The organism is Frankia sp. R82, from assembly GCF_023716925.1.
Classification (GTDB): domain Bacteria; phylum Actinomycetota; class Actinomycetes; order Frankiales; family Frankiaceae; genus Frankia.
Genome location: NZ_JAMQQG010000299.1, coordinates 10,837 through 31,827, shown reverse-complemented (window position 1 = coordinate 31,827; position 20,991 = coordinate 10,837). Strand labels below are relative to the sequence as shown.

23 protein-coding genes and 3 pseudogenes are annotated in these 20,991 nt (G+C 69.6%); 11 read left to right on the top strand and 15 right to left on the bottom strand.

All coding sequences use genetic code 11. From position 1 onward, the window contains the following. Positions 1–674 (bottom strand): annotated as a pseudogene (locus ND747_RS23955) (integrase); the annotation flags it as partial. A 359-nt stretch (positions 675–1,033) separates the two neighbouring features. Between ND747_RS23955 and ND747_RS23950 the strand changes: the two are divergent. The 3 genes from ND747_RS23950 to ND747_RS23940 all read left to right on the top strand — a co-directional run bounded on the left by ND747_RS23950 (position 1,034) and on the right by ND747_RS23940 (position 2,781). Continuing rightward, positions 1,034–1,558: an RNA polymerase sigma factor gene (locus tag ND747_RS23950; protein WP_251736441.1), complete on the top strand. Its 525-nt coding sequence runs from the start codon at positions 1,034–1,036 to the stop codon at positions 1,556–1,558. Then, complete coding sequence (locus ND747_RS23945) at positions 1,559–1,813, top strand: hypothetical protein (RefSeq protein ID WP_251736440.1); 255 nt, start codon at positions 1,559–1,561, stop codon at positions 1,811–1,813. 785 nt (positions 1,814–2,598) lie between these two features. Beyond that, positions 2,599–2,781 (top strand): hypothetical protein, encoded by a 183-nt coding sequence (locus ND747_RS23940; RefSeq protein ID WP_251736439.1) that lies wholly within the window; start codon positions 2,599–2,601, stop codon positions 2,779–2,781. A 182-nt stretch (positions 2,782–2,963) separates the two neighbouring features. Here the strand turns inward: ND747_RS23940 and ND747_RS23935 are convergent, their stop codons facing one another. Continuing rightward, entirely contained in the window at positions 2,964–3,164 is a 201-nt protein-coding gene (locus ND747_RS23935) for a hypothetical protein (RefSeq protein ID WP_251736438.1), read from the bottom strand. 187 nt (positions 3,165–3,351) lie between these two features. Between ND747_RS23935 and ND747_RS23930 the strand changes: the two genes are divergently transcribed. Then, complete coding sequence (locus ND747_RS23930) at positions 3,352–4,353, top strand: hypothetical protein (protein WP_251736437.1); 1,002 nt, start codon at positions 3,352–3,354, stop codon at positions 4,351–4,353. 24 nt (positions 4,354–4,377) lie between these two features. Here ND747_RS23930 and ND747_RS23925 read toward each other — a convergent pair whose 3' ends face one another. The 3 genes from ND747_RS23925 to ND747_RS23915 form a co-directional block, all read right to left on the bottom strand. Continuing rightward, positions 4,378–4,911 carry a hypothetical protein gene (locus ND747_RS23925; protein ID WP_251736436.1) on the bottom strand — a complete coding sequence of 178 codons (534 nt, stop codon included), beginning with the start codon at positions 4,909–4,911 and terminating at the stop codon, positions 4,378–4,380. A 108-nt stretch (positions 4,912–5,019) separates the two neighbouring features. After that, positions 5,020–5,169: a hypothetical protein gene (locus ND747_RS23920; RefSeq protein ID WP_251736435.1), complete on the bottom strand. Its 150-nt coding sequence runs from the start codon at positions 5,167–5,169 to the stop codon at positions 5,020–5,022. A 5-nt stretch (positions 5,170–5,174) separates the two neighbouring features. Next, positions 5,175–5,639, bottom strand: coding sequence for a hypothetical protein (locus tag ND747_RS23915; RefSeq protein ID WP_251736434.1), 465 nt, complete (start codon positions 5,637–5,639; stop codon positions 5,175–5,177). A 210-nt stretch (positions 5,640–5,849) separates the two neighbouring features. On the opposite strand from ND747_RS23915, the gene ND747_RS23910 reads away from it, so the two are divergent. Beyond that, a complete protein-coding gene (locus ND747_RS23910) occupies positions 5,850–6,242 on the top strand; it encodes a hypothetical protein (RefSeq protein ID WP_251736433.1) in 393 nt (130 codons plus the stop codon). A gap of 71 nt (positions 6,243–6,313) precedes the next feature. Here ND747_RS23910 and ND747_RS23905 read toward each other — a convergent pair whose 3' ends face one another. The 6 genes from ND747_RS23905 to ND747_RS23880 form a co-directional block, all read right to left on the bottom strand. Then, a complete protein-coding gene (locus ND747_RS23905; protein WP_251736432.1) occupies positions 6,314–6,862 on the bottom strand; it encodes a helix-turn-helix domain-containing protein in 549 nt (182 codons plus the stop codon). Between the two features lie 83 nt (positions 6,863–6,945). Then, positions 6,946–7,197 carry a hypothetical protein gene (locus tag ND747_RS23900; RefSeq protein ID WP_251736431.1) on the bottom strand — a complete coding sequence of 84 codons (252 nt, stop codon included), beginning with the start codon at positions 7,195–7,197 and terminating at the stop codon, positions 6,946–6,948. A gap of 171 nt (positions 7,198–7,368) precedes the next feature. Continuing rightward, the gene (locus ND747_RS23895) at positions 7,369–7,896 is read right to left on the bottom strand and encodes a hypothetical protein (protein ID WP_251736430.1); all 528 of its coding nucleotides are present in this window, start codon (positions 7,894–7,896) and stop codon (positions 7,369–7,371) included. Between the two features lie 281 nt (positions 7,897–8,177). Continuing rightward, positions 8,178–9,572, bottom strand: coding sequence for a hypothetical protein (locus ND747_RS23890; protein ID WP_251736429.1), 1,395 nt, complete (start codon positions 9,570–9,572; stop codon positions 8,178–8,180). After that, entirely contained in the window at positions 9,569–10,432 is an 864-nt protein-coding gene (locus ND747_RS23885) for a bifunctional DNA primase/polymerase (RefSeq protein ID WP_251736428.1), read from the bottom strand. The genes ND747_RS23890 and ND747_RS23885 overlap by 4 nt, the downstream gene beginning before the upstream one ends. A gap of 76 nt (positions 10,433–10,508) precedes the next feature. Beyond that, the gene (locus ND747_RS23880) at positions 10,509–10,709 is read right to left on the bottom strand and encodes a helix-turn-helix domain-containing protein (protein ID WP_251736427.1); all 201 of its coding nucleotides are present in this window, start codon (positions 10,707–10,709) and stop codon (positions 10,509–10,511) included. 1,347 nt (positions 10,710–12,056) lie between these two features. On the opposite strand from ND747_RS23880, the pseudogene ND747_RS23875 reads away from it, so the two are divergent. Both ND747_RS23875 and ND747_RS30245 read left to right on the top strand, forming a co-directional pair. After that, a pseudogene (locus tag ND747_RS23875) lies at positions 12,057–12,461 on the top strand (pentapeptide repeat-containing protein); the annotation flags it as partial. Positions 12,462–12,564: 103 nt separating this feature from the next. Next, positions 12,565–14,579: pseudogene (locus ND747_RS30245) on the top strand (Tn3 family transposase). 50 nt (positions 14,580–14,629) lie between these two features. On the opposite strand, the gene ND747_RS23860 reads toward ND747_RS30245, so the two are convergent. Then, on the bottom strand, positions 14,630–15,460 hold the full coding sequence (locus tag ND747_RS23860; protein WP_251736425.1) for a methyltransferase domain-containing protein: 831 nt from the start codon (positions 15,458–15,460) through the stop codon (positions 14,630–14,632). 281 nt (positions 15,461–15,741) lie between these two features. Here ND747_RS23860 and ND747_RS23855 point away from each other — a divergent pair, with 281 nt between their 5' ends. After that, complete coding sequence (locus ND747_RS23855; RefSeq protein ID WP_251736424.1) at positions 15,742–15,906, top strand: hypothetical protein; 165 nt, start codon at positions 15,742–15,744, stop codon at positions 15,904–15,906. A 118-nt stretch (positions 15,907–16,024) separates the two neighbouring features. Here ND747_RS23855 and ND747_RS23850 read toward each other — a convergent pair whose 3' ends face one another. Then, positions 16,025–17,140 carry a M20 family metallopeptidase gene (locus ND747_RS23850; RefSeq protein ID WP_285901026.1) on the bottom strand — a complete coding sequence of 372 codons (1,116 nt, stop codon included), beginning with the start codon at positions 17,138–17,140 and terminating at the stop codon, positions 16,025–16,027. Between the two features lie 184 nt (positions 17,141–17,324). On the opposite strand from ND747_RS23850, the gene ND747_RS23845 reads away from it, so the two are divergent. Beyond that, positions 17,325–18,242 carry a LysR family transcriptional regulator gene (locus ND747_RS23845; RefSeq protein ID WP_251736422.1) on the top strand — a complete coding sequence of 306 codons (918 nt, stop codon included), beginning with the start codon at positions 17,325–17,327 and terminating at the stop codon, positions 18,240–18,242. A gap of 203 nt (positions 18,243–18,445) precedes the next feature. Here ND747_RS23845 and ND747_RS23840 read toward each other — a convergent pair whose 3' ends face one another. Then, positions 18,446–18,868, bottom strand: a complete 423-nt coding sequence (locus ND747_RS23840) for a hypothetical protein (protein ID WP_251736421.1) — start codon at positions 18,866–18,868, stop codon at positions 18,446–18,448. Beyond that, a complete protein-coding gene (locus tag ND747_RS23835; protein WP_251736420.1) occupies positions 18,865–19,074 on the bottom strand; it encodes a helix-turn-helix transcriptional regulator in 210 nt (69 codons plus the stop codon). The genes ND747_RS23840 and ND747_RS23835 overlap by 4 nt, the downstream gene beginning before the upstream one ends. A gap of 126 nt (positions 19,075–19,200) precedes the next feature. Between ND747_RS23835 and ND747_RS23830 the strand changes: the two genes are divergently transcribed. Next, positions 19,201–19,695: a GNAT family N-acetyltransferase gene (locus tag ND747_RS23830; protein ID WP_251736419.1), complete on the top strand. Its 495-nt coding sequence runs from the start codon at positions 19,201–19,203 to the stop codon at positions 19,693–19,695. A 530-nt stretch (positions 19,696–20,225) separates the two neighbouring features. Then, a partial coding sequence (locus tag ND747_RS23825; RefSeq protein WP_374216312.1) for an RCC1 domain-containing protein occupies positions 20,226–20,991 on the top strand: 766 nt, incomplete at its 3' end.

The window sequence follows — 20,991 nt, the reverse complement described above, 5'->3', positions numbered from 1 at the left end:
CGCCAGGCGCGGACCGCGCGCACCGGGCAGGCGTCGGGGCGGGCGGCGAAGGGGACGGCGCCCTGGCGGCCGGTGGCGCTCTGGTCGGTTTTGGACCGGCTGATGTGGACGACCAGCCCCTTGTCGGTCTCGACGACGTCGGCGAGGTTCAGGCGGGACAGCTCGGAGCGCCGGGCCATGAGCCCGAAGCCGAGCAGGAGCAGCAGCCGGTCGCGTAGGCCGCGGGTGGTGTCGGTGGGGCAGGTGTCGAGCAGGGCGCGGATGACGGGGGCGACGGCGGGTGGGGCCTGGCGGTCGCGGTGGCCGTCGTCGGCGCGGCGGCGCCGGTAGGCGCGCACGAGCAGGCGGGCGGCGCGGGTGTCGGGGAGTTCGGTGCCGGCGAGGCGGTGCATCGAGCGGATGACGGACAGGGCGACCTCGATGGAGCCGGGGGCGCGGCCGGCGTCGATGAGGTGGGCGGCGTACTCGGTGATCGTCTCGCCGGTCGCCGGCAGCGGGCTGCGCCCGGCGGTCGCGCACCAGGTGCGAAACGCCGTCGACTGGGTGCGGTAGGAGCGGGCGGTGTTGGCGGGGATCGCGTCGGCGAGCTTCGCCCGGGTCGCGTCGCTCACGCTCCGGTCGGCCTCGGCCGGCAGGACGAGAACGGGGTCGTGCGCGGCGGGCACCAGGCTCACAGGTGGAGACCTCCTCCGGATCGACGTCGTCTGGGTACCGATTATAAGGAAAATCGGTACCCAGACCAGACACGGGCGGTGCCGGCGGTGGCCGGGATCATCGATTGTGGGTCGGTTGGCGAAAACGGGGGATCGTCCGTCGTCTGTTCGGGGTGTGGGAGCACCTGCTCCTGCTTCCCCGCTCCCCCGCTGGAGGGGGAGCCCGATTGCGAGGAGGTGAGCCGGGATGATGTTGATCCTCCCGGTTCTCCACGCGCCCGGTCGCTACCCGGTCGCCGAGAGTCCAAAGCCTGGGCGGGTCGTCGGTTCCGGACGGGCGACGGGCCGTGCGCATGCGTGGTGAGCACGACGACGGAGCGATGAACCCCAAGGAGTTGGCAGTGGGGTTCGCCGTCTGGGCGGCGGAGAACACCAACTGGATTCTCCGGGAGTCCTACTTCCTGACGGGCAGCCGCAGCCTCGCCGAGGACGCCGCGCAGAACGCCTTCGAAAAAATTTTCAAGGCGTGGCCTGACGACGAGAAGCGCAACACGATTCAGCAGAGCCGGGGATACGTCTCGGCGATTATCCGGAATGCACACAGCGACTATCACAAGGTGCCGTCTCGGTCCAACCGGAACGAGCAAGCCCTGGATGCCACCGAGAACATCTTGACGGGCGGTGCGGGCGATCCGGAGTCCCTGGTTCCTTCGGTACGGGAGGCGATCCTTAACGCACTCGATGAGACGGAGAGTCAGATGGTCTACCTCGTGCACTACGAGGGTCACTCGATCGGAAAGGCGGGCGCGATGATCGGCCTGGAAGCGCAGCAGCCTTATCGGGTGCACGCACGGGCCTTGAAGAAGTTGAAGATCTACCTTGAAGGTTCGGAGGAGGAGGGCTAGGTGGACCTTGAGAAGCGGCTTCACCGAGACGCCGAATCCTTCGCGGAGGAAGTCGCCGCGTTCGACACGAAGGGTTTCCTCGCTCGGGTTCTTGTGACCCTGGGGATTCCCGTTCAGGACGACGCGCCCTCGCTCGGTGCCGCTTCGCCGGCCGGCCGCCCCACGGCGGCCGGCCGGGCCGGTGCTGAACTCCGCGCGGGACACGACCAGGACAAAGACAAAGGGGAAGGGGGTGGGGCGCTTCGAGCCGGATGACCCCACTCGGCCTGCCGGTTCGGAGGTAGCGATCCGACCCGTCATGTCGCACTTCAAGCAGCTTGCAGCACCCCCGGCGAAGTCCTCCAGCAGACCCACCGGGAACCGCTCCACCAGACCTAGTAACAAAAACATCAAAATCATATCTCTTTTGTCGGAGGTGAAGATGCATCTAAACAAGTATGGGGTGGGAAGTTCAAGCCCGCCACCATCTCCAACTTCAGGGGATATATTTTCCCTGGCAAGGATATTCTCTGCCCTAGTCCAACTCTTCAGGGTCGTCGGCGCGCCTACCCCAAGGCCACCCGCTACCCCCACTGCTGCAGCTTCAGGGAATGTCCGGACGTTTCAGATGATCCCGAAGAGGCGCATAGGGCTGCTCGACAATGCTCCATATCCATGGATTGGTTGATTGAGAAGACGCACTGGTCGAAGACTCGCGACGACAGAAAGGAGTACGAAGAGCGATCTACTAGGGCGACGGGATACATGACAGGGGGGATGTATCCCGGATAAGTCGAGAGGTCCCGGTGCCGTGTGGGGGTCGGCACCGGGACCTTCTGCGTGTCAGAAGAAAAACAGGCCGCCGACGTCGTCTTTGTTCTTAGGAGGCTGAAGAGAGGAGCCGATATGACGAACAGGTCTTCCGGGCGGCCGGTGGGCCAGGACCCGACTGAGTACTGGCCGAACCGTCACGCAGACGGGACGGTGAGTACGAAGGGCTCGATCTGGGCCAGCGGACAGGCCTCCACAAGGCCTCCGGCGAGCCGGGCCGTGGACGCGACATGATCCAGGGGCTCGTCGTGGCGCTGTGCCTATCACTCTCGATGATCATTGGCCTGCTCGCGGGCATCCTCGCGTTCGCCAACGGCACCCGCCTGGCCGGGGCCATGCTCGCTGCCGGCAGTGCGTTCCTGCTGGGGTTGCCAGTCACTCTTTCCGTCGCCACAACGCTCGAAGGAAGGTGACCGGGCACGGGGACGGCGAACTACATCAGAATGCCCCTTCTGTTGTAGGCGGAACGAGCCGGGACGGCCATGACCGGGCCCGATGGTGTTCTCGGTGAACAAGCCTCGAGGGCTGGCCCTCGTCGCCGGTCGCGGCTTGCGCTCTGACCCGGGCGGCGACATCGGGGGCGAGCAAGGCACCTCTACAAGATCTTGAGTGTGGTGAGTACCGCAAGCGCGAGGGCGAGTGTGCCCCCGAAGGCCGTGCCGCCGTCGAGGACGGCCTGTGCGACGGGGACGCCGGTCAGCCGGGTGAGCACGCCGGCGACGATCGCGACGCACAGCGCGACCATCGCGGCCAACGCCAGGGCCAGCAGTTTGATCACAACGGATTGGATCTGCATGTCGGGGGCTCCTCCCTGGTTCGCCCCTGCGCTTGAACACGGGCGAGAAACCCAGTCGATCGCCCGAACAGGAAGATCACCGACACGCCGGAAGGAAACTGGACGGATGGTGTAGACGTTCCTGCTCAGGGGTGCTCTCCGGTTTTCCGGTTCCGGACCAGTACCGGGCAGGGGGAGGTGTAGTCGGGTGAGCGGTGACAGGCCCCAAGACCCAGCCGTCGCGGAGATCTGCGCCGGCATGGCCCGGCTGCTTCAGCAGTCGGGCAAGAGCGTCCAGACTGTCGCTGCAGCATGCGGGTACCGCAGCGACACTCAGGTCTACACGATCTTGAATGGGCAGGTGCGCACCCCTCCGTCGGAGAACCGGGCTACTCTCTGGGCTTACGCGTGCGCCCGGAACAAGGCGGAAGCGGAGGCCTGGCTGCAGGAGTACCGCGAGCTCATCGCCGGCTACAAGCGGCAGAAGCGGTGGGCGAAATCCCAGCCGCCTACTCAGCCCGCGCTACCCCCACCCCCCGCCGTGGCAGTGTCCCCTGACGCCTCGGTGGACGCCGAGGACGCAGTCCTCCTGCCAGCACCCGTCGAGATCGAGCCCACCTCCCTGTCGTCGCTTTCACCTGCCCCGGTCGAGAAGCTCCCGGCCGCCTCCACTGCGCACTCACCCCGCCGAGGACCAGGTCGCCGATTCTTCGCGATCGGCACCACCCTGACCCTGAGCGTGGGTGCCGCCGCGGTCTGGCTGCTCACGCAGAACGTGGTGTGGTCCCATGATGGATGCGGCGCCGCCCAGATATCCATTGACACGCCGCTGGCGAAGTCCGATATCAGTGACGTGGTATCGATCTCCGGACACTCCAAGATTGGCTGCAAAAATAACATAGTAATAGTTCTGGATCATTTCAAAGATCGCTATTACACGAACGGCCGAAACCCGTTGCATGTTGGCGACCGTGGCTCATGGAGCGAGCCGAACCTATGCATCGGGAATGGAGATCCCAGCGATGTGGCGGCGGTCCACGAGCTTGTAGCGATGGTCGTGACACAGGAGTCGTACGACCAGCTTGTGAAGGAGGAGCAGCAGAAAGCGGCCGGGGAGCTCCCTTTTTCCGTTGTGGTCCCTCCGGCATCCGTGGCGCGCGCTTCCGTCACCGGAACCATCCGCCACCTCGCCACGAACAGGCACTGCTAGACGTCCTCCGGGAGGGTGTAGCGGTCAGCAGTGCCGGTCAGAGACCAGCTTCGTGATGGTGAGCGTGGCGGACACCATCGCTACGGAAGGAGGGAACTCCTGCTCTTGTACGAAAAAAGCGGGGTTTCCACCGGCATAGGCGGCACGGGATTGATCTTCCAACTTTTTCGACGTCGCCGAATCGAGGACCGCCGCCACGAACTGATGCTGCACGCCGAGATCGCCCTTGCTTCCACTCCCCGTGCACAGGTTCTTTCGTGTCCAATGGCCGGCGGTGACTGGCATGGGCGTCTGGACAGCGGTGTAGTAGCTATGTGTGTCGGTCGGGTGATCGAAGAGCCAGAGGTTGTTCTGGGCGCAGCCAAGGTTGACTGTTCCGCTAATGGTGACGACCCCGCTGATACTGTCGCCGTTCTGAGGCTGGTCTATAGTGACTACCGCCTTGGAGCACGGCGACGGCTGGGCGCTCGAACTGGAACAAGCACCGACGACAAGGCCCAGGATCAGGGCAACGCAGGCGACCCCCGGCCCGACCTTTGCGACGCGTCGCGTCAGCAACTGCCGAGCCACCCGTGCCGGAGCTGATCGATACATTGATGCACTACCCCCGATGCAGAATGACTAGAACGCGCAGGGTAGCGGATCAGACGCCAGGTTCACCATCACTTACCCAATAATCCGTGACAATTCGGGCCACAGCTCGGCCAGCAGCCGCCCGTAGGCCCGGCGGGTGTTCACTGGCGCGCTGTCGACCAGCATCTGGCGGGTAAGTTCCCCGGGCTGATCGTCCACGCTCGCGGGACGGCCGTTGGGCACGTCCGTCACCGGCTTTGGGCCGGGACGAAGCAGCTCTCAACCTCCTCGAGGGACCAGCCGACGAAGCCGGCGATCTCCTCAAGGTCCGAGCTGCCATCCACCCAGGCCTCCAACGCCTCCGCCAGCCCTGCGGGAACACCCTCGGTCGGCTCCGCTTCGGACAGGCTGTCCTCGTCGTGCACCGCCTCGATGTCGCACCAGACCTCGCCGTCCGCGGCAGTCTCCATCGCCTGCTCGTACGCCTCGAGCCGATTCCCGGACGCCAGCAGCACACCCCGACGCCAGTCGGTGATCTCCCACGGCGCGTTGCCCTGCTCGTCGTACCCGCCGGTCTGGCCACCCGCAACCAGCCGCATCCCCTTCGCCTCGATCTCCCGCGCCCGCGCAGCGATCCCCGCGTGGTACGCGTCATGAGCACGCAGAATCTTCCGAACGTGCGTTCGCACAGCGTCGGTCGCGTCCAGCCCCACCGGTGCCACCTCTCCCCGAAGCCGACAAGCGGGAGCACCGTACCGAACAAGCCGTGACCACCCTGAAACCAGGAGTCAAAACGATCATTGACGATGATCGGCAGAGCATCTTATCGCGAGTAACACCGGATCCGGACGGCCCCCAGCGGACACCGGCGGACCTGGCCGGCACGGATGATTACTGTCGGATCCACTCCGTACGGTCGCGAGATGACTACATTTTCTCCCGTCTGCGGGGACGTCCTCGTGCTGACCGAGGCCGAACTCGCGGAGCTGGCCGCGATTCCCGACCCGGACACCGAGCTGGAGTCCGAGCTGCCCTGCGAGCTGGAGGCCGGCCATCCCGGCCCGCACCTGGCCCAGGCCCAGGCCTCCCGCGACCTGGAGTGGTGGATGCTCTGGCAGCACGCCCGCCGAGACCTGATGATCCTCGAGCCCTGCCCCGCGGAGACCACCGACGGCGACACGGTGTGCAACCTGCCGATCGACCATCCCGGCCGACACAGCTTCGACCTCACCGACATCGGCGGCCGCACTCCAGCACCACACCACCAGCAGAAGATCCTCGAACTCGCCCGCCGTCGCACCGGCCCCACGGGCTAAACCGATCCAGTCGCGCCGGTACGCGGACACGTGGCCGGCAGCCTCGGCGTCGGGCCAATTTATGAAACCGGTCAGAAGCCGAAGCCGTACCGCCGCGGCGGGTGCGACCCGAACCGCAGCTCGACGGGCGGGCCGGCCGCGGCGTCGGCGGTCCGGCCCCGCTCGAGCAGCGCCCTGGCCCGGGCGAGGACGGCGGCGTTGTGCATCGCGTCGGGCTGGTCGAGCAGTGCCAGCGCGGTGCGCCGGCAGGCCGCCGCCTCGGTGTGCAGGGCGATCGACCGGGCGATCTCGCTGGGCAGCGGGCGGGCGCCGGCGACGAACGCCCCGACGGTCCGCCGGGACCAGGCCCGCTCCGAGCGGGCGGTGTCCGGGCGCAGCGACTGCCCGGCCGCGGCGCGCAGCCGCTCGGCGAGCGGGTCGGGGGCGTCGGGGTCGAGGGCATAGGCCAGCACCGTCACCGTGCGCACCCGCAGCCGGCACGTACCCCGCTCCAACTGCTCGACCAGCGACGTCGAACAGCCGCAGCGCCGGGCCAGCGCGGCCGCGGACAGCCGCCGTTCCCGGCGGGCCTCGCGCAGCACCGCGCCGAACCCGCCCGCGAGCACGTTCCGTTCGTGCACATCGGGGCGTCCGGATCCCACAGCAACGCGCGCGTGCGCGACGCCCCCCTGTGAACCACCGGCCCGACCATCGACCTCGGCGATCATGCGGCCTCGCGGATCGGGTACGGGTCGGCGCCGCGCCACATCCCGGTGTCGTCCAGGCGCAGCCGCAGCCGTCCGTCCGGGCCGAGCAGACCGGCCGGGGGCAAACAGGCACCGCCGCGGCGGTGGGCGTCGAACCACGACGCGGCGGCGAAGGTGGCGTGGCAGGTCGGGCAGTGCGCGGCGGCCAGGCCGGACCAGCGGGCGGGGCAGCTCCCGCAGGACGCCGGCGGGCGCCCGGTGGTCGTCATCGGAACGGGTCCTCTCGGGTTCGGGGGGTGGTGCGGATGGCGGCGGGCGCGCCCCCTCAGCCCGGCCGGTACTGGTCGGGGGCTGTGGTGCGAGCCCGTACAGCGGCACGGGCCGGTTGTGGCGGGCCGGTCGGAGCCTCCATTTACTGGAGTTGGCAGTAAATGGGCCGGTCATGCCGGTGGTCTCAGGGCGACGCGGATCTCCTCGAGGCACATCCGGCCGGTGCTGACGGCGGGCCAGCCGGAACAGCCCGGCAGGTGCCGGCCGGCCGCGGGCGGGCGCATCCGCACCCCGGGGATGTCCGGCTGCACCAGGGCGCCCGGCCGGCGGATCCGGTACCGACCATCACGGCGCATCTGCGGTTCCGGGGGCGGTGGGGCGTCATACCAGCGCTCGGCGAAGGCGACCATCACCCGGTTGCGGGCCAGCTCGGCCGGGTCGACGTCGAGCAGGTCGGCGGCCGCGAGGATCCGGCCGATCCACCACTGCCGCAGCCGCTGCTCGTGCGCGGCCCGCTCCCCCTCGTAGGCGCGGTGGAGGTCGTCGACCAGCAGCCGCTCCCGCGCCGTCGCCCGCGCGTTCGGGCTGGCCCCGCCGTGGGTCCGACACACCCGGCCGCCGCGGATCGCCCACGCCCCGCAGGGCCGGCCGTCGCTGCGCCGGGCCCGGCAGTGCACCGCCCACCGCGTCCTGGGCATCGCTCCTCCTGCTGGTGATGGATCGGTACGGGTCCATGGGTCTCGCGCCCGCCCGCATGTGGAGCACGGTGTCGCCGAGGGGCCGGCGGCGCTCGATGGCGGACAGGAGGTTGGACGTTGGACGCGATGTCCAACGTGGATGTCTCGCGCGGTACGCGAGTCACACTTCTATGTTGATCTTTCATATGTACCAGGCTGATCATTTGCAGCGATCTTCATCTTGATCTTGTTTGTGTGTCCAACGTCGTTGGACATGTCCACCGTCCAACGACGTTGGGCAGCTATATCGCGCGGTACAGGGTGGCGGGCTTGCCGTTCGGTCCGGTGGCCGCGTGCTCGGTGGCCTCCCGGGCGTCGAACAGCAGGGCCAGGGCGTCGTCGAGGTAACGGCGGTCGGTGGAGCGCACGGTGCGGCTGAGTTCCCCCCGGTGCACCCCGGCCGCGCCGGCGGCGGCGAGCTTCTTGCGTACGCCGGCGGCGACCCGGACCACGGCGGCGCTGTCGACGGACTCCTGTACGACCACCGCCCGTTCGGCCTCGGCACGGCCCTTCGCCAGGTTCTGCTCGGACGCCGTGTCCCGCAGGACCTGCTCGATGCCGCCGCGGGTGCGGGTGGAGATGGTCATGACGACCTCGGCCAGCTGCCAGTCCTCCTCGGTGACCGCCAGCTGCCCGTGGAGGATGCCGAGGGCGGCGGCGACCTTGAGTCGGGCGAGGTACTGGTGGGAGTCGAGCGGGTCGACCTCGGCGCCGGTCAGCCGCGCGTACCGGTCGGCGTCGATGACGTCGACCGCGGTCTGGCACACGGGCAGAGGGTGCAACGGGGCGACGAACCCGGCGGGCGGCGCGGCCGCGCCGGGCGGGGGTCGCCAGCCCAGCACGCCGGGATGCTCCGGGCGAACCCGGGGCGCGTCCGGGTCGGACGCGGGCATCCACAGCAGCCGCTGCGGCGTTCCGCCCGCGACTTCCTGCGGGCTGAGCAGGGCCTCGCCGCGGCCGGGCTGCACCCCGACGAACAGGCCGAGCCGGTAGGCGTGCTCGCTCACCTTCAGCCGACGTTCCGCTTCGGCGTTGCCGAAACCGATCTCCTCGCCCATCCATGCCGCGCGCAGGATGGACAGCAGCGTCGCGCCGCGGCGGCCAGCGACCGCCGCCACCTTGTCGATCTCCGGATCGGAGATCACCACCGACGTCTCGTGCTGGACGATGCTGCCCTCGCCCTCGGGGTCCTTCTCGTAGTGGACAAAGTGCTTCACCACGCCTTCGCCGGTGCCGATCGGCCAGCGGGACACCGGGCTGGTAGCCAGGGCACTGCGGGCGGCGCGTTCCGCCGCACCCTTGCCCGCACCCGAGGCGCCGACGGCGGCGACGAACAGGTTCAGCGACCCCTCCCCGCCGGCGAGGGCGGGCAAGACGACGGTCGGAGGGATCTGCGCGATGACGTCGACCAGAGCGGCACCGAGCGTCGCCCACGGTGCGGACCGGCGGGCGTTGGCAGCCAGGCGGAGGTGGTGCAGCTCCGGCCGGCTGTCCCAGAAGTCGCGTTCGGGGCGCAGCACCTCCCCACGTAGGAGGGCCGCCGTGGCGACGTGCGGCACGAACGGGCCCGTCGTGAGCGAGGGCATTCCCAACCGGTCGCGTTGCCGGGCGACCAGCGCGGCGGCGGTGTCGGTCACGCCGCCCGCTCCGGGCGCATCGCCGACCGGAGCGTGCCGTCGATCTCCCGGTCGCCGAGGCCGACCTGACGCGCCGCGTCGGCCAGCGCCGCGACGGCCAGCGCACCGTTCATCTCGCCGCGGGCGATGTGCTCACCGGCCCGGCACGCCGCCCAGAACAGCCTCCCGTTCCGCTCGCCTTCGGACGCGGCCAGGACAACGTCGACCAGGCCGACCAGCACCGCATCCGGACCGCCGCGGCGCCCACGCGCGCGGGCCGGGGGCACGACCGTGAACGGGCCGAGCATCGCCGTGGCCGGCGGGCCGGACCTGCGCGGTGGTGCGGCCACGGCGAGCTGCGCGTCGGGCCAGGGGGCAAGGTGGCCGTCGAGGTCGCCGGCGAGCAGCGCGGCGACGTCCCCGCACCAGGCATACCGGTGGCCGCACGGGTGGACCGACGGTGGTGCGACGACCTGGCCGCCGTCGCCCTTCACGTCCAGGCCTGGCCCGAGGGAGTGCGCCCGGCTGGTCACATGCGCCCCGGGATGCCGGTAGTACAGGTGGGCGCCACCGGAGCCGGTCACCACCATCGCCGAACCGGGCAGGACACCGACGCGGGCCTCCAGCTCGGCCAACGAGCCGGTGCCGCCGGCGCGCGGGTCGATGTCGAGCACCGCCAGGGCCGAGCGGACACCGGTGACGATGCCGACGTTCGCCGTCGGCCATCGGGACCACCAGGAGCGGATCGTCTCCGGTTCGGTGGTCGCCGCCGCAGGCCAGTCGGGCAGCAAGGGGCGCTTCCCGCCAGGCTGCAGTGGGTGGACAGGCCAGCCCACCCGGGCGTACGCCAAGGCAGCTGCCGGTATCGTCGTTGTCGTCATCGGGGCCTTCGTAGGGGGGCAGGATGGTGGCGTCGGCCGGGGCTGCACCCCCGGCCGTTCGCATGGAGAGGGACGCTCACGCGGCGTCGGCGTCGACCGGCGCGATGACGTGCCGGCCGCGCAGGAACAGCTCCAGGTCTTGGGGGTCGACGCGCAGGTCGCGCGGGGACCGGCGCACGTGGCGGATCTGCCGGGCTGCGAGGAGCCGCCGCGCCTGCCGTGGGGTCACCTCCAGCCGCACGGCCGCCTGCGCTGTGGTGAGCCATTCATGGCGCATATACACACTCCCGGTGCGGAGAGCCCGTCCGTCCGTGCGCGTTTCCTGGAAACGCGAGCCCTCGTTGATCGTTGGGGCATAGCGTACGCCACAGATCCGGTCATGTCCGCATCCGCCCCGCTGCGTCCCACACCAGCAGGGAACGACAGGGAACTAGAAGGAACTACAAGTAACATTCGGGAACGTACTGGAGGATCATGCTTTGTACCAGGCACTTCACGGCTGCGGCGCGACAGCACGCCCAGCAGGGACACACCCGAGACCACGCCTTACGACGCTTCACGGAAACTCGTTTCTTATACAGATTTGTAGCCCACAATAGTTATCGGTAGTGCAGGCTCATGACGACTGCGATGAGGGCGGATGGACCCCCGAGCATTCCCCCGGTTATTTCCCTGGATGCATGGCAACCAGCAGGGCCTGGAATACGCACGATGACGCCCGGTCGCGGATCCCCTGACGTACCAGGGGATCCCGGTCCCCGCCGCCGCGACCACGAGGGCGGGCACACCTGTTCGACCATTTCTCCGGAAGGTGATACATCCAATACTGATAGCTATGTAACTACATGTTGCAATCGTTTCTGTACTGACCACTAGATGTGGTTCCCGAGTCCGGCCGCGCCGGTGCCGCAGGCGGATCCGACACCGCCCAAGAGACCACTTCAAGACCACGGCCCGTGCATCACGTGCAGACCGCCGTGCACCACGGCGTGCAACCCGCGTGCAGCGCCTGTGCACGACCCTCCCGTGCACAGGCGCTGCACGCGGGCGCACGCCTGTGCGCGTAGGGCCCGGCCGCGTGCACCGCTGCACACCGAGGCCCGCGACCGGCCACCTCGTGCTCCCCAGGGCCCCTGGACCGTCATGGCCGTGGACGGCACGACCGAGGCCCTGGGTCCGCCGTGGCGCGACTCGCCGGCGGCGGTGTACTGGCCCTCGCTGGCGATCGGCGCGACCCTGCGGTCATGGCGAAGTCGAAGTCGAAGATGACGTCGAAGGACTCGGCGCGGATCCAGTCCACCGGCGACCGGCGTCCCCACAGCCTCACCGGCCGGAGCGGGTTCGCTCGGCGCGCGCAGTCCGCGGCCGCCCGCAACGCGAGCGATCGGGTAGGGGAGCTCAGGCGGGCCGGCCGGTCGCGGTAGCCCGAGGCCGGGGTCCACCACCCCGTTCCCGCAGGCGTCTGGCCCTCCTCGGCGAGGGCCGCCCCGGTGCTACCGCGCAGGTCCCAGAGGTCCGGCCGGACGCGCTGCCGCTACCGGTCGCGGATCCGCCGCGACGTCGGCCTGTCGTTTGCTGGTCATCGTCGGCGACATCGCCTGCACGGTGGGCGTACAACCGGCCCATGACGGGCAACGGGGGAGCACGCCGGCGGGCCGCCCGGCGTTGGTTGTGGATCGTCGCGGGGCTCGCCGCGGCCGGCGCGGTCGCCGCGGTGGTCGGGATCTGGCATCTCCCCGAGCGGATGTATCCGGGTAGCGGTGACGGCGCGGTCCAGGCACGCGCCGCGCTGCAGGGTGGGCTGCTGACCGCCGCGGCCGCGCTCACCGCCGTCGCCGGCGCCCTGATCGCCCTGGACGAGACCCGCCAAGCCAACACCGAGATCAAGCGGGCGAACGAGGCTGCGGACACCCGGGAACGGGCGGCCAACGCCAACACTCATGTCCGTGAGCTGTACTCCACCGCGATCAGCCACCTCGATGATCCCAGCCTCGACGTGCGCCTCGGCGGGATCTACGCGTTGGAACGGGGTCCCCGTAGCATCCGGGAAAAATCGGGCGGATATGGGGTGTGTAGGCTCCGCGCCAGGGGATCTTCGGGTTCTGGCGGGAGGACGCTGGGTGGTCGCTCCGGTGCTCGTGGACGAGGAGCTGGAGGGGCTGCGTCGGTTCCCGGAGATCGGCCGGGAGGAGCTGTTCCGGTTCTTCACGTTGACCCCCGCGGACCTGGCGTTCCTCGATCCCGGCCGGGGTCGGGGTTGGGGTCCAGCGGACCGGCTGGGGCTTGCGGTTGCCTTGTGTGCGTTGCCGTGGTTGGGGTTCGTGCCGGACGACGTGGCGTCGGCGCCGCGGGCGGCGGTGCTGCGGCTGGCCGAGCGGTTGGGCGTCGACCCGGACGTGATCGGCTCGTACGGGCGGCGGGCTAAGACGCGCACGGATCATTTGCGGCTGGCGGCGCGGTATCTGGGGTGGCGGGTGCCGACGACGTTGGACCTCAAGGTGTTGGACGAGTTTCTGTTGGCGCGGGCGATGGAGCACGACTCGCCGACGTTGCTGTTCCGGCTGGCGTGCGAGTACCTGATCTCGGCGAAGGTGAGGAGCGCCAGGCGCTGCTGGACGTGGTCTTGGCGATCGTCGCGGACCCGGCGATCGTGGAGTTCTGCCGGCTGGTCGGCAAGCCCGCTGACGCCGCCAGGGGGCTGGCGGAGGTCAAGGAAGAACTGCACACGGCGCTGGGCGAGCTGGAGCAGACGCTCGCCGCTGGCGACGGGCCGGTTCGCCTGGACGCCGACGGTGATCTGGTGATCTCCCCGCTGTCCGCCGAGGACATCCCGGCCGAGGCGGTGGCACTGAAGGCCGAGCTGACCGACATGCTGCCGTTCGCGCCGATCGTGTCGCTGCTGATCGAGATGGACAAGCACACCGGGTTCCTGGACTGCTTCACCCACGCCGGCGGCAAACAGACCCGCACCGCGGAGCTGAAGCGGAACCTGATCGCGGTGCTGATCGCGCATGCCACCAACCTCGGGCTGACCCGCATGGCGGATGCCTGCGGCATCTCCTACGACGTCCTGGCCTGGACCGCGGAGTGGTACGTGCGGGAGGAGACGCTGCGCGCGGCGAACCTGGCGCTCATCGGCTATCACCAGAAGCTGCCGCTGACCCCGGTCTTCGGCTCCGGCACGCTGTCCTCTAGCGACGGGCAGCGGTTCCCCACCCGCGGCAAGTCTGTCACCGCCAGAGCATTGAGCAGGTACTTCACCCACGAGGGGCTGTCGACGTACACGCACGTGACCGACCAGCACACCACCTACGGCACGAAGGTCATCGTCGCGACCAAGCGCGAGGCGCACTACGTGCTCGACGAGATCCTCGGCAACGCCACCGACATCCCGATCGTCGAGTACGCGACCGACACGCACGGCGTGACGCTGGTCAACTTCGGCCTGTTCGACCTGCTGGGGTTACAGCTCTCACCACGCATCCGGGACCTGGGCAAGATCACCTTTTGTCGGACCGGCTCGAAAACCGAGGTGAACGCGGCGTTCCCGCTCGCGGGACCGCTGCTGACCCGCCGCTGCAACCTCGATCTGGTCGCCGGGCACTGGGACGACCTGCTGCGCCTGGCCGGATCGCTGAAGTTCGGACACGCCACCGCCTCGCTGCTGGTCAGCAAACTCTCAGCGTCCGGCCGGCAGAACGCCCTCGCCGCGGCACTCAAGGAGTACGGGGCGCTGCGGCGCACGATCTACGCCGTCCGCTACCTGTCCGACCCGGCGTACCGGCGCAAGATCTCCCGGCAGCTCAACAAGGGCGAGTCGCTGCACGCGCTCAAGCGGGACCTGCTCTACGCCCCCGAGGGCACGGTGCGTGCTCGTCACCTCGAGCAGCAGACCGAGCAGGCCTGGTGCCTGACCCTCGTCACCAATGCCGTGGTGACCTGGACGACCGAGTACTACGGGCTCGCCGTCGACGCAATGCGCGCGGCCGGACGACGTATCGACGACGAGGTGCTCGCGCACATCTCCCCGGCGCACAGCGAGAACATCAACTTCTTCGGCGCGATCGACGTCGACATCGAGAGCGAACTCGCCCAGCTCGGCCCTACCGGCTATCGGCCGCTGCGCGTGCACGACACCCTGTTCTGACCCGACGAGTCGATGCCGTCGATGCCGACGCCGGCCCCGAACGGCAGCTGTCAGCCAGATAGTCGTGACGTCGTACGTCCTGCGGCGGCGAAGCGGGGCGCGAACAGCGCGCTATCCGAATCCGCCGCCACCCGCTCGATCGCCCTCTGCCACCGGTCTAGGTCGTCTGACGTTGCCATTCCGGCCGCGACCATCGCGTCCCGAGCTGCCCACGGCCCGCCGCCCCCGGGAACGGGTGAGACAACCTCGTAGCCGGCATGCCGATGGGTGATTGTCAGCCCGGCTGCCCGAAGGATCGACCCTAGCCGCGGCCCGACCGCGAGATCTTTCCCGCTGCGCACGTGGTACTGACCGTAGCGGTGATAGAGGTCAACGAAGTCGTCGTCGACCGGGTCGAACCGCGCGGCGGTCGCATCACCGTCCACGACGTACAGGCACCCACCCGGACGGAGGAGGCTGGCCGCGTGATCGACGATGGCGCTGAGATGGGATCCGGCGTGGCCGAGGACATGACGCACCATCACCACATCGAAGTCCGCCGGCAGGCCGGTGCTGGCCGCGTCCGCGTGGACCCAGTCGACGTTGTCGATCGCCGCGCGCCCCGCCAACTCTCCCGCCACTGCCAGCGACGCCGCGTCCTGATCCACGCCGACCACACGGCCGGCGGCACCGACCAGCCGAGCCAGCTCGATCGTGACCGCCCCCGGACCACAGCCAAGATCGAGGACTCGGGCACCGGGGCTGATGCCGCACTCCGCCCAGACGTCAGCCTCACTGCGCGCCGCCCACCGAGCCATCACCTGATAGCGCTCGACCTCGGCATCACTGATCCGCAACGCATAGGTGGTGACACCACTCTCGGAAACAGAATCATCACGCATACGGCGACCCTACGGTCCTCCCGTCAGAGTGACTGAACCAGGGCAGGCGGATCGCCAGTCACGTGATCGATCTCAACGGCGGACCCGGGCGAGGGATGCACCAGTGGCCGACCGTCGCCCACGACCCTGGATCATCCTGTCGGATAATGGCCCATTATCCGACAGGATGATCCACTGCGGGGCTTGACGGCCAGCGGGAACGGCGCGGCCGCCGATACACGACTCCTGCCGATTATCCGGTAGGTCGACCGAGATGAGGAGGCCGGCGGGTGGTGGCGACGGTGACCACGCTCGACACCCGCCGGCCCGGGCCGACGGTGCGCCAAGCCGTGGACACGTTCCTCGACGCGCCGAAGATCGCCAGTAACGCGCACACGCTGCGCGCCTATGCCAACGTGCTCGACCGCGCCGCCGAGGCGCTCTCCAGCCCACCGCGCCGGGCGTAAGTCGGCGTCACTGCAGGTCAGGAATATCCGCCCGATTTTTCGCGAGTACTACGGCGACCCCGCCTCATACGGCGGGCTGTGCGGGTTCACGGCGCGCTACCGCCGACCTCCGCGCAGGTCATCGCCGTGTCCGCGCGATCAGTTCGGCGAGCAGGCGGGTGCGGGGAACCATCTGTGCGACCTCGACGTGTTCGGTGTTGGCGTGGGCACCGCCGCCGACGGCTCCGAGGCCGTCGAGTGTCGGGCAGCCCGTGCCTGCGGTGTGGTTGCCGTCCGAGGCGCCGCCCACGGCGACTCCGCGCAGCGGTGGCTGGCCCAGCTCCGCGGCGATGTGGCGGGCGAGGGTGAACAGGTCGGCGGAGGACTCCGGGGGCATCGGTGGCCGGTGCGGACCGCCGCGGATCGTCAGGCTGGCTCCGGGGGTCCGGGCGACCAGGCCGCGCAGGAGCGCGTCGATCCGGTCCTGGGCGGCCAGGGTCGGCACCCGCACGTCCACCGACACCGTCGCCCGCGCGGGCACCGTGTTCAGCGTGCTGCCAGCGGACAGCAGGGTGGGTGTGATCGTCGGGGCTCCCAGCCCGCAAGCGGGGGTGCTGGAGGCGTCGGTGGCGAGGTCCAGCGAGGCCGCGAGATCGGCGATGGCCAGGACCTGATGGGCGGCCTCGATCGCGGCGTTGATCCCGTTGGCCGGTTCCAGGCCCGCGTGGGCGGCCCGACCGGACACCATGACCTCATAGCGTGAGACGCCCTTACGGGCGATCTTGAGCGCGCCCGTTTCGTCCGCTGCCGCTTCCAGGACGAACGTGGCGACGCACCCGCGGGCGGACTGTTCGACGAGCTCCCGCGACGTCGGGGAACCGACCTCCTCATCCCCGTTGATCAGCACACACACCCCGTCCGGGGACGGCAGGGCGGCCAGCGCGTGCAGCATCTGCACCAGCCCCGCCTTCATGTCCAGCACCCCGGGGCCCCGGACGATCCCGTCGACCACCGAGAAGGGACAGGCCTGCAGCGAGCCCACCGGCCACACCGTGTCGTGATGTCCCACCAGCAGCACCCGTGGGGTGCCGAAGGTCCACCGTAGATGGGGGACGCCGTCGACGACGATCGTCTCCGGTGCGCGGCCCAGCAGCCGCGCACCGAGGGCACCGACCACCTCGGCGCTGCGGGCCAGCGCGTCGTGGTCGGCGGAGAAGGACTCACAGACCACGAGTTCCTCCAGATCGGCCAGCATCGCCGACACCGTGAACGCGGCGAGTGTGGTCACCGGCCCCACCGCGCCTGCATACTCGGAAACACCAGCATGTTCTTCCCACCCCTGGTCTCGGCGGCTGATCGTGGCGACACCCGTGACGCTAAAACGAGATCGGGAACTCCACCAGAAACAAGACCGCATACGAGCCATGCGTGGGAGGAACATGTTTGACGTCGACACGCTGCGTCTGCTGGTGACCGTGGCCGACACCGGGTCGTTCACCCAGGCGGCGACCGCGCTCAACTACACGCAGCCGGCGGTGTCCCGGCGCATTGCCGCACTGGAAAAGCAGGCCGGCGGGCCGTTGTTCGAACGGCTTCCTCGGGGTGTGCGGCTCGGCCCCGCCGGTCAGGTGCTGTATCAGCATGCCGTCGACGTACTGGAGCGGCTGTCCCAGGCGGCGCGGGACCTGGCCGCCGTCCATGCCGGGCACGGCGGAACACTGCGCGTCGGGGCGTTCTCGACCGCGAACGTGTCGTTGGTCCCCGCCGCCCTGCGGGCGTTGCGCCAGGCCAGGCCACAGATCGACATTGTCGCGGTCGAGGGCCGCAGCGCCCTGCTGATGCAGCGCCTTGCGGACGGGGAGCTTGATCTCGCCGTGGTCAGCGACTATCCGTGCGGTCTGGCGTCGGTGGACGGTGTCACCACGGATGTTCTGCTCGAAGACGACCTGCTTGTCGTGCTGCCGCGCGAGCATCGGCTGGCCAGCGCCGAGGTGATCGACCTGGGTGACCTGCGGGAGGAGACCTGGTTGCAGGACGCGCCCGCGGGAGGTCATCCCACGCGGCTCACCGACGCCTGTGCCCGGGCGGGTTTCCAACCCAGGAAAATCATCCGGATCGCGGAGTGGACCGGGAAGTTCGGCCACGTGGCCGCCGGGCTGGGGGTCGCGCTGGTCCCCTCCCTGGCTGCCTGGGCGGTCCCGGCCGACCTCGTCCTGCGCCGGCTCGACGATCCCGCGCTGCGTCGGACCGTCCACATCGCCCTGCCCGCCGGTCCGCTGTCCGCCGGTCCGCTGCCCGCGGCGCTGACGTTGCGGGACCTGCTGCGGGACGCACCGAGCCTGCGCCCGTCGTCCTAGTCACCGCCAGCTTGCTGTCAGCGTGCCCGGATGGAGTTCCGCGGGCAGCGGTGGTTCGGCGGCTTCGTCCCCCGTGGTGGTCATCGGATCATTGTTACGGAGGTGCCGGGGCGCCAGGCGGAGGCGATGGACGAGGCGGACGGTCTCGGCGGCCGGCCTCGATGGTGGATCTCGCCGGTCGGGCCCGACGGTCGAGCCCGGAGTCAGTGGCGGGCCCGTACGACCGCCAGGGCGAGGACATAGGACACGCCGCCGACCGCGCAGACCAGCGCCCACGGGGAGCCACTGCCACCGCGGGCCAGGTCGACGACCATGCCCCCGAGGCAGAACGTCGCCATCGCCAGCGCGGACCCGGCGGTGGCGCGCAGGTCGAGTGAGCGTTGCCGCTCGTCGCCGGCCACCCGCAGCAGGGCCGCGACGTCGCCGCGACCGCCGGCCACCACGAAGGCGACCACTGCGGTGACCACGTAGAAGACGGCCAGGACCAGGGCCAGGTCATGGTCGCCGCCCAGCCAGGCTCCGAGCGTGATGGCGCCGCCGCCGACGATCAGGACGGCGGTGGTGGCCAGTCGGCGCAGTCGGTGCGTGCGGGGCGGCCGGGGGGTGTGGGTGGGTGGGGTGGTCATCGTCTGCCTCCGTCGTCGTCGAGGGTGAAGAGCTGTTCGACCGGGGTGGAGAAGAACCGGGCGAGCTGGATGGCCAGGGGCAGGGACGGCAGGTACCGGCCGGTCTCGATCGCGTTGATCGTCTGGCGGGACACGTGCAGCGCGCCGCCCAGCTCGGCCTGCGACATCCCCCTGGCCGTGCGCAGCGCCCGGACCGAGTTCCGCATGATGTCAAGGGTGCTTGACATCGCGCCCGAATGTCAAGCACCCTTGACATCGCATGATCGGGGGCCGATGCGTCCGTAGCTGTTATCTGTTTGGCGCGCGGCAGGTCACCAGCCGAAGATGATCGGATGGGCAGTGACCGTGTCGCGGGCGGGCTGGTGGTCAGACCGGCGACCGTGGCAGACGTGGCCGCGCTCGGCACCCTGAACGCCGCCGTGCAGACGTTGCATGTCCGCGCGCAGCCGGCCGAGTTCACGACGCCGGACGCGACGGCCGCCGCCTCCTTCTTCCAGGCGAGGCTTGCCGAACCCCACGTGCTGGTGCTGCTCGCCGAGCAGGACGGTCAGGGAATCGGCTACCTGTACGCCGAGGAGCAGCATCGAGAAGGAGATGCCTTCACCCGGCCGTCGAACGGCCTCTACATCCACCATCTCGGCACTCGCGCCGACTGGCGTCGACGCGGCGTCGGGCGAACCCTGATGGGCGCGGCGCAACAGCATGCGGCACACCGCAAGCTGGATGTTCTGCGTCTGAGCACGGGAAGCTTCAACGTGGACGCCCAGAGGTTCTTCGCGAGCCTGGGCTACGAGCCGTACAGCATCCGGCTCATACGGCGTCTTTGAGTCGGGACGAGCATCCCGGGCCGGCAGCATGCCACCGACCATGGTGCGATGTCGTGTTGCCGTGGCGGGACATCCAGCGTCGGGATGACAGCCGTCATCCATGCCGTCATCCATGCCGTCACCGCGTGGAGACCCGGCGCCGGTACGACTCGGCGGGGTCGTACCGGTCCGGATGCGGCACACGCGGACAGTTCGCTGGATGCGGCGTGTGCGGAAAATTCGGTTGTATGTGCTCCGCGAAAGTCTGCTGAATATGACTTTCGCGTGATGGTCGCAGCGCGGGGAAACGCCGGTCGGTCGACCGGAAAAGTATGAACGGCGAACGAAAGGCCGACCACCGGCCGAGGGGCGGTGATGCGTCCGCGACCGGCAGGTCGGGACGGCACTCCGGCATCCATCCGGATGGTTTTGAACGTGCACGGTAAAGCGGGACTTCCTGGCTATGCTCGGCGGCCGAAACCAGATTCTCCTTCTTTCAGGGAGTAGTAGTCATGTCTGTCCTGCGAACAATGAGACGCCGTCGTCGGCGGATGACCTGCACGATGGTTGCCGGGGCGCTCGCCCTGGTTCCCCTGCTGCCCGCCGCGGCCCTGGCGACCGCGAAGCCCGGGGCGCCCCGGGCGGGGGAGCATCGGGTGCGGCCCGCCACCGGCGTGGCCTGGTCCTGGGGCGCCAACTCCTTTGGTGAGCTTGGCTACGGCACCCAGATCGACAGCCCCAGGCCCTTCCCGGTCGCCGGCCTCGACAGCGTCACCGCGGTGGCGGCCGGCGGCTATTCCGGCTACGCGCTGCGCCGCGACGCCACGGTCTGGTCCTGGGGTTACAACTGGGCCGGGCAGCTCGGGGACGGGACCACCACCGACCGGTCCACCCCCGTGCAGGTGGACCTCGACAACGTCACCGCGGTGGCAGCCGGCGGCTACACCGCCCTCGCGCTGCGCCGCGACGGCACCGTGTGGGCCTGGGGTGCCAACGGCAACGGCGAGCTCGGCAACGGCAACACCACCAGCAGCTCCACCCCGGTGCAGGTCAGCGGACTCACCGACGTGACCGCGGTGGCCGCGGACGACTCCTCCGCCCTCGCGCTGCGCCGCGACGGCACCGTGTGGGCCTGGGGTGCCAACTGGGCCGGGCAGCTCGGCAACGGCACCACCACCGACAGCGCCGTCCCCGTCCAGGTCGGCGGACTCGACGAGGTCACCGCGGTGGCCGCGGAAGGCTCCTCCGCCCTCGCGCTGCGCCGCGACGGCACCGTGTGGGCCTGGGGTGCCAACTGGGCCGGGCAGCTCGGCAACG